12 protein-coding genes and 1 pseudogene are annotated in these 14105 nt (G+C 29.9%); 11 read left to right on the forward strand and 2 right to left on the reverse strand.

The window, feature by feature from the left end; all coding sequences use genetic code 11:
• The 11 genes and pseudogenes from CLCHR_RS21850 to CLCHR_RS21900 all read left to right on the forward strand — a co-directional run.
• Positions 1 to 2679, forward strand: a 2679-nt coding sequence (locus tag CLCHR_RS21850; RefSeq protein WP_079442027.1) for a DEAD/DEAH box helicase, incomplete at its 5' end; no start/stop codon positions are given.
• A 44-nt stretch (positions 2680 to 2723) separates the two neighbouring features.
• On the forward strand, positions 2724 to 3431 hold the full coding sequence (locus CLCHR_RS21855) for an MgtC/SapB family protein (RefSeq protein WP_079442028.1): 708 nt from the start codon (positions 2724 to 2726) through the stop codon (positions 3429 to 3431).
• A 307-nt stretch (positions 3432 to 3738) separates the two neighbouring features.
• Entirely contained in the window at positions 3739 to 4725 is a 987-nt protein-coding gene (locus tag CLCHR_RS21860; protein ID WP_139376284.1) for a Rossmann-like and DUF2520 domain-containing protein, read from the forward strand.
• Positions 4725 to 5552, forward strand: a complete 828-nt coding sequence (panB, locus tag CLCHR_RS21865; RefSeq protein WP_079442029.1) for a 3-methyl-2-oxobutanoate hydroxymethyltransferase — start codon at positions 4725 to 4727, stop codon at positions 5550 to 5552. The genes CLCHR_RS21860 and panB overlap by 1 nt, the downstream gene beginning before the upstream one ends.
• Before the next feature lie 88 nt (positions 5553 to 5640).
• Positions 5641 to 6492 carry a pantoate--beta-alanine ligase gene (gene panC / locus CLCHR_RS21870; RefSeq protein WP_079442030.1) on the forward strand — a complete coding sequence of 284 codons (852 nt, stop codon included), beginning with the start codon at positions 5641 to 5643 and terminating at the stop codon, positions 6490 to 6492.
• 98 nt (positions 6493 to 6590) lie between these two features.
• On the forward strand, positions 6591 to 6965 hold the full coding sequence (panD, locus tag CLCHR_RS21875) for an aspartate 1-decarboxylase (RefSeq protein ID WP_079442031.1): 375 nt from the start codon (positions 6591 to 6593) through the stop codon (positions 6963 to 6965).
• Positions 6966 to 7225: 260 nt separating this feature from the next.
• Complete coding sequence (rfbA, locus tag CLCHR_RS21880) at positions 7226 to 8140, forward strand: glucose-1-phosphate thymidylyltransferase RfbA (protein WP_079442032.1); 915 nt, start codon at positions 7226 to 7228, stop codon at positions 8138 to 8140.
• A 10-nt stretch (positions 8141 to 8150) separates the two neighbouring features.
• Positions 8151 to 8300: pseudogene (locus tag CLCHR_RS21885) on the forward strand (dTDP-4-dehydrorhamnose 3,5-epimerase family protein); the annotation flags it as partial.
• Between the two features lie 202 nt (positions 8301 to 8502).
• Complete coding sequence (locus CLCHR_RS21890; protein ID WP_079442033.1) at positions 8503 to 9276, forward strand: hypothetical protein; 774 nt, start codon at positions 8503 to 8505, stop codon at positions 9274 to 9276.
• A 395-nt stretch (positions 9277 to 9671) separates the two neighbouring features.
• Positions 9672 to 10811 carry an aminotransferase class V-fold PLP-dependent enzyme gene (locus CLCHR_RS21895; protein WP_079442034.1) on the forward strand — a complete coding sequence of 380 codons (1140 nt, stop codon included), beginning with the start codon at positions 9672 to 9674 and terminating at the stop codon, positions 10809 to 10811.
• A 65-nt stretch (positions 10812 to 10876) separates the two neighbouring features.
• The gene (locus CLCHR_RS21900; RefSeq protein ID WP_079442035.1) at positions 10877 to 12601 is read left to right on the forward strand and encodes a flavin monoamine oxidase family protein; all 1725 of its coding nucleotides are present in this window, start codon (positions 10877 to 10879) and stop codon (positions 12599 to 12601) included.
• Positions 12602 to 12716: 115 nt separating this feature from the next.
• On the opposite strand, the gene CLCHR_RS21905 is transcribed toward CLCHR_RS21900, so the two are convergent.
• Complete coding sequence (locus CLCHR_RS21905; protein ID WP_079442036.1) at positions 12717 to 13811, reverse strand: DegT/DnrJ/EryC1/StrS family aminotransferase; 1095 nt, start codon at positions 13809 to 13811, stop codon at positions 12717 to 12719.
• Positions 13812 to 13822: 11 nt separating this feature from the next.
• Positions 13823 to 14105 (reverse strand): sugar 3,4-ketoisomerase (locus CLCHR_RS21910; RefSeq protein WP_079442037.1); only part of this gene is annotated, 283 nt, incomplete at its 5' end.

Genomic DNA, 14105 nt, shown 5'->3' on the forward strand with positions numbered 1-14105 from the left:
TCTATATACAATAAGATTCCTATAAAATACGGGAAAGACTTTATAGTTGATCTAAAAAATCATTTTTTTTCTTTCGAAGATAAGAGATTAATAAGGTTCATGTATACTATTAAAAGTTTGGCTGAAAATGATAGGAACTTTAGGCGATTTCAAGACAAATTGATTGATGGTAAAACTATTACAATCCCAGATTTCATGTTTAAGGAGTTTTTAAATATTGTAAAGAAAAATAGAATATTTTTAGGGGATGGTTTCTTTTACAGGATTTTAGAATCTGAAGTAATTGAGGATGATATTCCTATTCCTTTTTCATTAAGTAGTAAAAAGGACGATATTATTTTAGAGGCGAAAAGTGGAATGCCAGAACCTTTAACTCAAAATGAAGATGTTTATTTATACGGTACAGCAATTTATATTCCGTCAGTAGAACAATGTGAACGACTATCACCATATTTAAAAATTTTCAGTGCTACAACTAAAGTTAGTTTTGCAAAAAGTGATGAAAACAAGATATTAACGCAATTAATTCCATCTGTTCAGAAAGTTTCAAATGATTTAATATTATCAAAGGAAATAAGAGATAAGGTTGTTATTGGACCTGTAAATTTTAGTTTCTATTTTGATAAAGACAAGGATATATCTCTATTATTTAAGGTGTCATATGAAGGCCATGAATTTAACTATTTTGATGAATATAAAGACAAAGTTATTTACAGAGATAGTAACAAAGAATATGAGGTATTTGGAGTCCTTAAAAGTCTAGGTTTTGAAGAAATAAACGGCAGGATGTATTTTTTAAGAGATGATGAAGATGCATTTAAATTTTTTAAATATGAGATAGAAAAACTTCAAAAATACGGGGAGGTTTTTTATTCTGAAAGGTTTAAGGGTATAAAAGATATTAAAAAATCTGACTTTAAAGGAGAAGTAAGAAAAGGGAAGTATAATTATTTTGAATTTGAGTTCCAGATTGGAGATATTTCAGAGGAAGAGACTGCTAAAATACTTAGGAGTTTTCGAGATAACTTAAAGTATTATAAACTGGGAAATGGTGAGTTTTTAGACTTAGAGGAAGCTTCATTAAAGGAAGCATTAATATTAATGGATAATTTACTCATTGAAGAGGAGCTAAGTAAAAATCTAATACAAGTTCCAGTCAATAAGGGAGCGTACCTTGAGGATTATTTAGAAGAAAAGGGTCTGAGGTATATTCAAAGTTGTGAAGAAATTACGGAAGTTAAAAATAGACTAAAGAGTATTAAAGATAAGTCTTTTCAATTGCCGCATGGACTTCAAGCTAAGCTTAGAGAATATCAAAAGGATGGGTATAATTGGTTTAGAACATTAGATTTTCTAGGTTTTGGTGGTATACTTGGTGATGAAATGGGACTTGGTAAAACTCTCCAAACAATAACATTATTATTGTCTAAACCAAATTCAAAAACCTTAATAATTGCACCTACTTCGTTAATATATAATTGGAAAAACGAATTTAAAAAGTTTGCTCCATCTATGAAAATTGCCATTTCTAATGGAAACAAGGAAGAAAGAATAGAATTAATTAAAAATTATAAGGAATACGATGTAATTATAACAACATATAATCTTTTAAGGCGTGATTTAGAATTATATGATATGGAATTTGATTACTGTATTTTAGATGAAGCTCAAAATATTAAAAATCAGTCTTCTTTAAGTGCAAAATCAGTTAAAGAAATAAAAGCAAGAAATAGATTTGCTTTAACTGGTACACCTATAGAAAATTCTTTAATGGAGCTTTGGTCAATATTTGATTTTGTGATGCCTGGATACTTATATAATGAGAAAAAATTTGTAACCAGATATTATAGAAGGCTTGAGGAAGGACCTGAAATCTTAGAAGAATTAAATCGACTTGTAAAACCTTTTATTTTACGTAGATACAAGAAAAGTGTCATTAAAGAATTGCCTGACAAAATAGAGAAACATCTATTTGTACCGTTAAGTGATGAACAGAAAGTTGTTTATGAGACTTATGCTGACTATGTTAAGGATTTAATTCAGAAAAAAGTTGAAGATTCTGAATTCACTAAAAGTAAAATTGAAATTTTAGCTTATATAACTAAGCTTCGTCAGATATGTTTAGATCCCTCAGTTACAATGGAGAATTATCTTGGCACAAGTGGAAAGATAGATGCTTTGATTGAAATTTTGGAGCAAAGCATTGAAGAAGGGCATAAAATATTAGTATTCTCACAATTCACATCTGTACTAAAGAATATAGGAAAGATACTTAAAGAAAAACAATTTTTATACTCTTATTTAGATGGTACAGTTTCTTCTGCTAATAGAATGAAGATGGTTGATGAATTTAATATGGGGCCAAATTCAATTTTTTTAATATCCTTAAAAGCTGGTGGAACAGGATTGAATTTAACAAGTGCTGATATAGTAATCCATTTTGATCCATGGTGGAATCCTGCCGTAGAAGATCAAGCCACAGACAGAGCACATAGGATTGGTCAAGAAAATATAGTAGAAGTAATAAAATTGATATCAAGTGGAACAATAGAAGAGAAAATTATAGAGCTTCAAGATTCAAAGAGAGAGTTAATAAGTAAAGTATTAGGAGATGATCTATCAGTTGGTTCATTTATTAATACATTAAACGAAAATGAAATTTTAGATTTATTTAACTAAAGTACTTGTTTATTAAACACTGAAATAAATATTTAGGTGATTATATGGAAAATATGATAAATGAATTAACCCTATATCTAAGGGAAATTAACACTGCATCTATAATTCTTAGACTAACTTTAGCTACAGTTTGTGCAGGAATTATAGGATTAGAGAGGGGAAGAAAAAAAAGACCAGCAGGTTTTAGAACACATATTTTAGTATGCATAGGTGCAACATTAATCATGATAACAGGGCAATATATGAGAGATATATTGCATTTAGGCGATGATGTTAGCAGAATGGGAGCTCAAGTAATTAGCGGAATAGGTTTTCTAGGGGCAGGAACTATTATTGTAGTCGGAAGAAACCAAGTAAAAGGTCTTACGACTGCAGCAGGATTATGGGCTTGTGCTTGCATGGGACTTGCAATAGGAATAGGGTTTTATGAAGGCGCTATTATATCATGCATATTCTTATTTGGTGTAGTTACTGGACTTCATAGACTAGATTTATACTCTAGAACGCACTCGAGGGTGATGGATGTTCATGTCGAGCTAAAAGATATCTCTGGAGTTACAAACTTTATTAATATTGTTAAATCATGGGGAACTAGAATTTCTAATGTTGAAGTTAAAAAGACAAATAATCTTGATGAGCACACAATTGGATTGACTATGACTCTAACATTAGCAGAGAAATGTGATCATGGAGAATATATGCTTAAACTTCTTAACATCGAGGGTGTATGTTCAGCCGAAGAAGCAGTATGATTTTTATTTCAATAAAGCGGAAGACTAAGGATTCTTCCGCTTCATTTTTGTGGTTATATAAAAGATAATTTGACTACATTTTAAATAAATTGCAAATTATCATTATTTTTCGTATAAAACATTTAACATTTAACATTTAATTAATGATCATTATTTACAGATTTAATTTAAAATACATATTAAAATTTTTATGTTTTTATTGTTAAAATTCAAACATAGTGATAGAATATGTGTGGGTAGTATCGAAAGAGAATTACACCATAATTTTTAGCATTAATATTTATAATACAACTCATATCTATTGTGAATGAGATTGAAATTAGGATGTTGTATCACATTACATGGAGGTGATACTATTAAAGTTGGATTTATTGGTCCTGGGAAGGTAGGCGTAAGTTTAGGACGCTACTTTACTCACAAAGGGATAAAATTAAGTGGCTTTTATGGGAGAAATATTGAAAATACCAAACAAGCAGCTGATATAACTAAATCTGAATTTTATGATAACATTCAAGATATAATTAACGAAAGTAATATAATATTTATTACAACACCTGATGATATAATTTCAATTATAGATAATGAACTGTCAAAATTTGATCTAAAGAACAAATCTTTTTGCCACACGAGTGGCTCACTTAAATCAAATGTATTATGTAATGCGAAACATTCTGGTGCACTGATCTATTCTATACATCCAATATTTGCGTTTTCAAGTAAAGCAACTAATCTAGATGAGCTAGAAAAAATTTATCTTTCCATTGAAGGAGATATTTTTGATGACTCAGATATCATTTCACTTATTAAAACATTAGGAAATAAGCATTTTATTAGAAAAGAAGAGGACTCTTCTACTTATCACTTAGCTAATGTATTTGTTTCAAACTTAACACTCTCTTTATTGGAGATAGGTGTAGGTTATTTACGAAAGCTTGGTTTAAATGAGGAGGATGCTTTAAATGCGCTGAAGCCTCTTGTCAAAGGAAATGTTGATAGTATTTATGAAAAAGGCTTTGTGAATTCTTTAACAGGACCTGTATTAAGAGGGGATATTTCTACCGTAGAAAAACATATTTCAGTTTTAGAAGAGAGAGATAAGGATCTTTATAAAATACTATCTTTAAATTTATTAGAACTTGTTGCTTTAAGAAGTCATGGAAATATGGATGGTACGGAAAAAACTCAAGAAAATTATACGAATTCAAATTACGAGAAAGAAAAATTAATTGAAGATTTATTTATTAATTCAAAAAAACATGAAAAAATTTATAAGCTTTTAGGAGGATTGGATTAGTGAAAAATACAGTATTAACATTTAAACAAGCCAAGGAACAAGGCAAGAAGTTAAGTATGCTTACAGCATATGATTATTCAATGGCAAAAATTATTGATGAAAGTTCTGTTAATGGGATTTTAATAGGGGATTCTCTTGGAATGGTTATTAAGGGAGAAGAAGATACTTTATCCGTAACAATGGAAGAAGTAATTTATCATACAAAAGCTGTAAAAAGAGGAGCAAAAAGTGCTTTAATAGTTAGTGATATGCCTTTCTTATCTTATCATGTATCTATAGAACAAGCTGTACTAAATGCAGGTAGATTAATAAAAGAAGGGGGCGCAAACGCTGTTAAGCTTGAAGGGGGAGCAAATGTAGCACCTCAAATTAAAGCTATAGTAGACGCTCAAATTCCTGTAATGGGCCATTTAGGATTAACACCTCAATCTGTTAATGCCTTTGGAGGCTTCAAGGTACAAGGTAAAGATGAATCAGCAGCTAAGCAATTAATAGAAGATGCCGTTTTATTAGAAAAGGCCGGAGTATTTTCTATAGTCCTTGAAGGAATTCCAGAAAAAGTAGCGGAACTTATTACCAAGTCAGTTTCCGTTCCAACCATAGGAATTGGTGCTGGAAAACATTGTGATGGCCAAATTTTAGTTTATCAAGATATGTTAGGTATGTTTAATGATTTTGTGCCGAAGTTTGTAAAGCAATATGCTAATGTTGGCACAGTAATGAGAGAAGCAATTGGCTCTTATGTACAAGAGGTTCAAGAAGGAACTTTTCCTGAAGAAAAGCATACTTTCAAAATAGATGAAAATGAACTTAAAAAATTGTACTAAATTTATAGATAAATGACTATAACTTAGAATTATGCGGTAACTTACCGAAATCAAGACAAAATTTTAGTAGTAAAAAAGGAGAGCAGAGATGTTAATTAAAGAGATTAAAGAACTTAGAAGTACAATCAAGTCTTGGAAAAGGGAAGGACTTTCTGTTGGGTTTGTGCCAACCATGGGAGCTTTACACGAAGGACATCAAAGCTTAATCAAAAGAGCAGTCGAAGAAAATGACAAAGTTGTAGTAAGTGTATTCGTTAATCCAACTCAATTTGGACCAAATGAAGATTTTGACAGCTATCCAAGAGATATAAATAAGGATTTAGAAATTTGTTTAAGTGCAGGCGCAAATGTAGTGTTTAATCCAGAACCTAGTGAAATGTATTATGGTGATAAATCAACTAGTGTTAGTGTATCAAAGCTTACAGATGTACTTTGCGGTGCTAAGAGACCTGGACATTTCGATGGAGTATGTTTGGTTGTTTCAAAACTTTTAAATATAGTTACTCCAGATAAAGCTTATTTTGGAGAAAAAGATGCTCAACAAGTAGCCGTTATAAAAAGGATGGTTAGAGATTTAAATATTGATGTTGAAATAGTAGCTTGCCCGATAATTCGTGAAGAAGATGGATTGGCCAAGAGTTCAAGAAATACCTATCTTTCCGCAGAAGAAAGAAAAGCAGCATTAGTATTAAGTAGAAGTTTAGAAATAGCTAAGGATACATTAAAAAACGGTGAAAGAGATGCTAGAAAAATAAAAGAGTTTATATTAAATGAACTTAATAAAGAACCTTTAGCTAAAATAGATTATGTAGAAATTATTGATAGTGACTCTTTAGCGAGTGTAGATATTATTGAAAGAAATATCTTAATTCCAATTGCCGTTTTTATAGGCAAAACAAGATTAATAGATAATTTTACATTTGAAATATACACATATTAAAAGAGTGGCTATTCCACAATACGGAACTTAATTTAGATAAGAAGTAAGAGTGAATAGTAATAATTATACTAATTAAACACATTTAGGAGGAATTTTTAATGATACTTACAATGTTAAAAGGAAAGATACATAGAGCTACGGTGACACAGGCTGAATTAAATTATGTAGGAAGCATTACTATAGATAAGACATTAATGGAGGCTTCAAATATATTAGAAAACGAAAAAGTTCAAATTGTTGATGTAAATAATGGTGAAAGATTTGAAACATACGTAATTCCAGGTAAAAGAGATTCAGGAGTTATTTGCGTAAATGGAGCAGCAGCAAGATTAGTACAAACTGGAGATAATGTTATAATAATTGCTTATGCTCAAATGGAAGAAGCAGAAGCTAAAAAGTTCAAACCAACCGTTGTATTCATGAATGATGATAATACAATAAAAGAAATAACTAATTATGAATCTAATGAATAAAATACACAAAAAAACAGGAACTTATCGTTCCTGTTTTTTTGTGCATATATAGGATTAATGATATAGAGATGGTCTTTGCTAAATTATATTATAATGTATTCCAATTTTTCCTTCTACTATACCATCAAGATGATATTCATGGATAATATTGATGATTGATTTAAAATTTATGATTTTAGAGAGTAACTATACATTATACTTTTTCATAAGATAATTAATAAACGGAAATATTCTAAATCGGAATATTATGGGGGATTAAAATGAGAGGAATTATTTTAGCAGGCGGTTCTGGAACCCGCCTCTATCCAGTAACAAAAGCAATGTCTAAACAAATGGTTCCAGTATATGATAAGCCGATGATTTATTATCCAATGTCAGTATTGATGCTTTCAGGAATTAAAGATATTTTAATTATATCAACGCCAAGAGATATAAAGAATTTTAGAGAATTATTTGATGATGGAAAAGAGTTAGGATTGAATATTAATTATGCCATTCAAGAAAATCCTAATGGACTTGCAGAGGCATTTATTATTGGAGAAAAATTTATTGGTAATGATAATGTAGCAATGATACTTGGAGATAATATTTTCTATGGACAAAGTTTTTCAGACCATTTAATGAAAGCGGCTAATTTAGAGCGTGGAGCATGTATATTTGGTTATTATGTTAAAAATCCAAAAGCCTTTGGAGTCGTTGAATTCGATAATAATGGTAATGTTATTTCATTAGAAGAAAAACCAGAAAATCCAAAATCTAAATATGCTGTACCAGGACTCTATTTTTATGATAATACTGTAGTTAAAAAGGCTAAAGAGTTAAAACCTTCAGCAAGAGGAGAACTAGAGATAACAGATTTAAATAAAGTATATATGAATGAAGGAACATTAAAGGTTGATGTACTAGGTAGAGGAATGGCTTGGCTGGATACAGGAACACACTCATCAATGCTTCAAGCATCTAATTTTGTTGATGCAATTCAGAATACCCAAGGAATATATATAGCATGTCTTGAAGAAATTGCTTATAGAAAAGGGTGGATAACATCAGAAAAAGTTATAGAACTTGCTAAATCATTAATGAAGACCGGATATGGAAAATATTTGATGGATATAGTAGAGGAATGCGGAGTTCATGAATATAATAATAAGAGTATAAAAAAGTTAGAGGTATAATTATGGGAAACTTCAGTTTCAAAAAGAGCATAGTCAAGGAAAACTTATACGCGTAACAAAAGGTGAAGTTTTTGACGTAGCTGTTGATTTAAGAAATGGCCCAAAAACTTATATTAAGTGGGAAGAAATTATTTTAATTAAAGAAAACAAAAAACAGTTCTAAGTTCCAGAAGGTTTTACCCATGGTTTTTTAGTAATATCTAATGAAGCTATATTAAACAATTATTTTCATATCATTAATGTTACTAACTAAATGAAAAAATTTTTTTTAAATGTCACCACTTTTATGTTCACACATATGATGTACTATAAATACTAAATAAATTTACATTTATCATAATCTTTCAAGAGGAGGAAAATTTATGTCCATTAACTTCAAAAAATTCTCACCACGTCCTGGTATCGTAAATAAACAAGGACGTTTACCAGATCCTTCTGAGTTAGTTTGCGTTGAAATACCTAAAATCTTTGATCAATGCTTAATAAAAAGATGTCTTGTATACTGTGAAGGTCCTGATACAAATACTACTGATTGCGAATTAAGAAGCGATCCACTAATAGATCCAAAGAGATATATTGGAAGTAGAGACTTCAATGTAAAATTAATCTCAGTAGATAAGATTCCACTTAAAGGAAAACCTGGTTTTAAGAAAATAGTTATATCTTACATTATTTCTTTTTATGCGGATTATATTGATTGTAATGGTGTAAACAAAAGTGAATTCTATGAAATTAATAGAACGGATGTAATTGGTAAGTTCTATTGTCCTGATTCACTAGCACAAATTTCTGCAAGTTATGTACCAGTTAAAGATGCACAAGATTTAGATTCTAATATTATAAAACTCGAAATGGTTGCGCAAGCTTTAAATGGTGAAATAGTTGAAGATGAAGATTGTAACAGTGTCTTAGATATAACTTTAGGTTACTACATTGTTGTAAAATGTGAACTTATTGTACAACTTCTTATTCCTGCTTATGATTATTGTCCAGTACCAAAAGAACCATGTAAAGAAGAACCAGAGGAAGACCCATGTGAAAAATTTGTACGAGCTCCAATTCCTAAGTTTTATCCTGATCAAAACTTAGAACCATTGTTCCCAGATTGTGATGATAATGCTGAATATGAAAATTAACAAATATTTCTCTTAATTGATAATCTTCTAAAAGTTTCTTTTAGCTCTATTAAACCTTGTTCTATAACAAATATTAGAAAATAGACCTTTTAAGTTCTTTTAAAGAAAATTAAACTGTGATTCTTCAGAATCATTTGTAAGAGCTTTGTCTACAAGGATGATTGTTATTATTTCGAGATTAGAAATTTTACTTTTAGATGTTTCTTCTATTTTGTATAGAACTATGCATTATTACATTATACAAATGATTACTTAATATAAAGTAAACTCTAAAATTTCAATCATCCTTTTTACTATTGAGTTTAATTACATTACAATTTATTGTATTAAATCTTATTAGAGCTTATTAGAACAATTATACTGGTATAACACTTATATTTAATAAGGAGCTTTATATGATTTATTTAGATAATGCGGCTACGTCCTTTCCAAAACCATCAGAAGTATATAATGAAGTACTACAATGTATGAAAAGCTATGCTGCAAATCCTGGAAGAAGTTCATATGACATGGCTATAAAAGCGGCTTCAAAAATTATGGAAACAAGAGAAGAAATATGTAAGTTATTTAATATTCCTAGTCCATTTAATTTGATTTTCACCAGCAATGCAACAGAAGCTTTAAATATAGGAATTAAAGGAGTTTTAAAAGAAGGAGATCATGTCATAAGTACAGTGATCGAACATAATTCTGTATTAAGGCCATTACACTCTCTAAGTAAAAATGGGGTTGAAGTAACACTAGTAAGTGCTGATAAAGCGGGTTATGTTAATATTAGAGATATTAAAGAGGTGATAAATAAAAATACAAAAATGGTCATTATTAATCATGTATCCAATGTACTTGGGAGTATTCAAGATATCAAAAACATAGGAAACCTTTTAAAGTCAAAAGGAATTATATTTATGTTGGATGCATCTCAAAGCGTTGGAGCCATTCCAATTGATGTAGAGGAAAATAATATTGATTTATTGGCGTTTTCAGGACATAAGGGTTTGTTTGGACCTCAGGGAACAGGCGGCCTATTTATAAGAGAAGGCATTAAATTAAAAAATTTTAAAGAAGGTGGAACCGGAAGCAATTCTCATTTCATGATTCAACCAGATTTCATGCCGGATCAGTTTGAAAGTGGAACGTTAAATACACCTGGTATTGCTGGTCTTGGAGAAGGTATTAAATTCATTAATAGAATTGGAATAGATAACATACAAAAATGTGAAAAAGAATTAATATCATACTTATTGGAAGAACTGAAAAAACTTTCTTATATAAAGATCTATGGAAGTGACTCTGAAAAGAGAAAAGGATCAGTAATTTCATTCAATATAGACGGATTTGATGCTTCTATTGTTGGTGACCAATTGAATGAAGAGGAGATTGCTGTAAGAACAGGTTACCATTGCGCACCATTAATACATGAACTTATTGGTACAGAATATGCCGGCACAGTAAGAGTCAGTCCTGGATATTTTAATACATTTGATGATATAGAAAAACTATTAGTGGCAATAATGAGAATTTATAAATCAGGATAGCCTCAGACTAAAGAAGCGTACATATATAATTATATATGTGATAAAGATATTAGGATGTGAAAGTTATGAATTCTTATAATAATTCAAACTCTCCTTATCAAATAGATAATCCTGGTGAGTGTGAAAGACATACCATGCTTGAATATATACTCAAGTTACAAAATAGATTAGATGATCTAGAGAATATAATTGATTTAATGAGCCCTCCAGAAGAGATAACAAATATTTGCCCAATGGGAATAGCTAAAGACATAAAGGTAGCAGTAATTGGTGCTGGAGAAGCTGGTTTAGCTGCTGCCTTTGAACTTAGAAAGACAGGATGTAATATTACTTTATTTGAAGCTAGCCAGAGGATAGGGGGAAGAGTATACACCCATTATTTTGATAGAAATAAAAAGTATTATGGTGAATTAGGGCCAATGAGTATACCAGTATCTCATGAAACTACTTGGCATTATATAAATCTCTTTAAGCTTCATACAAGTCCTTTTGTAAATAATAACGATAATGCTTTGTTATATGTTAGAAATGAACGAGCAGTAAATGATATTAAAGGGAAAAGTGTAGAAAATAATATATATTCTAAATTTAATCTGAGCGAAACAGATAAAGAACAAAAATGGTTTGAATTTTATGAAAAGATATATGAAAAATATTTAAAATCGCTCCCTACAGAAGTAAGAAGGGAATTAATTCAAGTTAAAGCAGAATACTCAGATAGTATAATAGACATAGATAAATTAAGTTATAGAAATGCGTGTAAGAATATGGAAGTCAGTCAGGATTTTATAGCAATGCTTGGCTACTTAGGAGGTAAAGAACAATTTTTAAATTTAAGTCTTACTGAAATGCTTCAGCAATATTATACAGCAGATTTTGAATATAATTATCGTATTACTGAAGGAATGATAAACTTACCTCATTCTTTATATGAAGCACTTTGTGATAGGAATGAAGAAGCTTATAATGGCATTAGTAAAGAACAATTAGGGAAAATTGAAATAAAAATGGGCTTCCCTATTTGTGGAATATATAATGATTCTACAAAAGATAAAATTATACTTAAATATACAGATTATGGAGATAATAAGAAAACATCCGAAGAATTTGATTATGTGATATGTGCAATACCATTTTCGAGCTTAAGGAGAATTGAAATAGAGCCTCTTTTTACAACAAAAAAAATACAAGCTATAAATGAAATGAACAATGAGATATCACATAAGATATATCTATTTCTTAAAGAAAGATTTTGGGAAATGGGAAATGCATCAAAAAAGATAGTAGGAGGATGTTCGTTTACTGATCTTCCATTAACTTCAATTTACTATCCATCGGATCACTCTAAAGCTGTAGTTAATAAATATGGTAAATGGGTATTAAAAACTGGAGTAAATCCAGATGAAGCAGGCGTATTATTAGCAAGTTATACTTGGTGTCAGGAAGCAATGAGACTTGGAAATGAAAGTCCAGAACTATTAATTGATGATGTAATTAGGTATATAGAAAAAGTTCATGGTCTTACACCTCATTATCTTGATGATAAAGTAATTGATTACAAATCGCTGATTTGGTCAGATGTACAGTATATATGGACAGCAGGAGCATTATCAAAGCCTGAAGACAAAATACTTTTTTCTTATGATGTAACGGTTCCTGAAATGGAAAATCGAGTATTTTTTGCAGGTGAGCATATATCACAAAAGCATGCAAGTCAACAAGGTGCTCTTCAAACTGGCATGATTGCTGCAAATGAGATAGCAAAGCAAATAAAAGATAAATTAAGTTAAGAAAATAATTAAGTATTCATATAAAAAGGATCTACACAATAAAGATGTAGATCCTTTTAAAGTTTTTTTGAATATTTATAAATTGCAATTGGGAAAAAGTTTATCTTTACAATATTCACCATTTATTCAAAGTATTAATTATATAATTAATTTCATTTTTACTCATTCCATACCATAAAGGTAAGCTTAATTCAGTATTTGATAGAGTTTCTGCTACTTTAAAATCGCCTGGTTTATATCCTAAATCTATATATGCTTTTTGAAGATGAATAGGTATTGGATAATGAATTAAAGTACTGATTCCATTGGCATTTAAATGATTTTGTAGTTTATCTCTAAATTCTGTCCTTATAGCAAAGATATGCCATATGGATTCTTGAGGGGAGTTTATATATGGAATGATTATTTTAGTATTATTAATTTTTTCAAGATAAAGCTTAACAGTATTTTGTCTATCAGCATTCCATTTATCGAGGTATTTAAGTTTAATTCTTAAAAATTCAGCCTGCATTTCATCTAGCCTAGAGTTCACGCCTTTATATTCGTTATGATATTTAATTTTTGAACCATAATTTCGTATGGCTTCTACTTTTTTTGCTAAAGTAATATCATTTGTAAGAATAGCTCCGCCATCTCCTAATGCTCCCAGATTTTTTCCTGGATAAAAACTGAAACCAGCTGCATCACCTAAGTTTCCAGTTCTTTTACCATTATATATGGCTCCATGTGCTTGAGCTGCATCTTCTATTAGCTTCAAATTATTATTATTACAGATAACTCTTATTTTATCAATATCTGCTGGTCTGCCATATAAATGAACTGCAATAATAGCTTTTGTTTTTTGAGTAATAGCTTTATTAATTTTATTTATATCAATATTAAAAGTTTTAATATCAGGATCTACAAATACAACTTTAGCACCAACATATGAAACTGCTAGAGCAGTAGCAATATATGTGTTAGAAGGGACAATAACTTCATCGCCTTCTCCAATATCATATCCTCTTAAAATAATAGACAAGGCATCTAAGCCATTACCGCAGCTTATACAATAAGCGACATTGCAGTATTTAGCAAATTCTCTTTCAAAAGCAGCTACACTATCTCCTAAAATAAAAAGATTTTTATCATATATTTTTTCGAAAGCAGCTAAAATTTCATTTCTTATTTCAGTATGCATTGGTTTAAGATTTAAAAATGGTATTTTCATAAAATCACTTCCTAATATCTAGTTGCAGATTCATTCATATAAAAATCAATGTTTCGTATATAATCATTTTCATTATAATGATCAGATGCAAGTACTAATAGAATTGCATCCTCGCTAAAATCATACATCTCTCTCCAAACGTAAGGGCCAATATATAAGCCCACAGATGAATCATTTAATATAATTTCGGTTTCTTCCTTAGGATTTTTTAATTTTATTTTTACAGAGCCATTTATACATATGAGTACCTGATGAAGCTTTCTATGAGAGTGAAAACCTCTTGATACACCTTGC

Origin of the sequence: Clostridium chromiireducens (genome assembly GCF_002029255.1) — a bacterium.
In the GTDB taxonomy this organism is placed as follows: domain Bacteria; phylum Bacillota; class Clostridia; order Clostridiales; family Clostridiaceae; genus Clostridium; species Clostridium chromiireducens.

What these genes read in the sequence shown, in the direction of transcription:
- rfbA (WP_079442032.1), top strand. Translation starts at nt 7,226, where the DNA reads ATGAGAGGAATTATTTTAGCAGGCGGTTCTGGAACCCGCCTCTATCCA.
- CLCHR_RS21895 (WP_079442034.1), top strand. Translation starts at nt 9,672, where the DNA reads ATGATTTATTTAGATAATGCGGCTACGTCCTTTCCAAAACCATCAGAA.
- panC (WP_079442030.1), top strand. Translation starts at nt 5,641, where the DNA reads ATGTTAATTAAAGAGATTAAAGAACTTAGAAGTACAATCAAGTCTTGG.
- CLCHR_RS21905 (WP_079442036.1), bottom strand. Translation starts at nt 13,811, where the DNA reads ATGAAAATACCATTTTTAAATCTTAAACCAATGCATACTGAAATAAGA.
- CLCHR_RS21890 (WP_079442033.1), top strand. Translation starts at nt 8,503, where the DNA reads ATGTCCATTAACTTCAAAAAATTCTCACCACGTCCTGGTATCGTAAAT.
- CLCHR_RS21860 (WP_139376284.1), top strand. Translation starts at nt 3,739, where the DNA reads ATGAGATTGAAATTAGGATGTTGTATCACATTACATGGAGGTGATACT.
- CLCHR_RS21900 (WP_079442035.1), top strand. Translation starts at nt 10,877, where the DNA reads ATGAATTCTTATAATAATTCAAACTCTCCTTATCAAATAGATAATCCT.
- panD (WP_079442031.1), top strand. Translation starts at nt 6,591, where the DNA reads ATGATACTTACAATGTTAAAAGGAAAGATACATAGAGCTACGGTGACA.
- CLCHR_RS21855 (WP_079442028.1), top strand. Translation starts at nt 2,724, where the DNA reads ATGGAAAATATGATAAATGAATTAACCCTATATCTAAGGGAAATTAAC.